Source organism: Pseudomonas viridiflava (assembly GCF_900602065.1).
Lineage (GTDB): Bacteria > Pseudomonadota > Gammaproteobacteria > Pseudomonadales > Pseudomonadaceae > Aquipseudomonas.
On sequence record NZ_UWFN01000323.1, the window covers coordinates 1 to 311 of the forward strand.

1 pseudogene is annotated in these 311 nt (G+C 64.6%); it reads right to left on the minus strand.

The features are described 5' to 3' along the window. A pseudogene (locus EE949_RS24380) lies at nt 1-311 on the minus strand (GNAT family N-acetyltransferase); the annotation flags it as partial.

Consider the following 311-nt stretch of genomic DNA (forward strand, 5'->3'; position numbering starts at 1 on the left):
GTCATGTGTATGGCCTGATCCACGTCCTCGGCAACCACCGGGCCGATGCACAGGCCGCGACCGAACGGACGCATCAGGGCGAAGGCCTTCAGCTGGCTGTCGCGCTCGATGCCCACTGCGTGTTCGAGGTTATCGAGTACGTCGTTCATAACCGTCGAGCGGTCCATGCCCGTGCCCGCATTGGCCAGCTCAATGACGCGCGCATGGTCGGTCTCGGTCAGGGCGCGGCAATGTTCGCCAGCCTTCAGGGCGGTCGGCGCTGGCAACTGTGCCTGGCCCTGGCGCTGCTGAACTTCACCGAAGCTGACGAA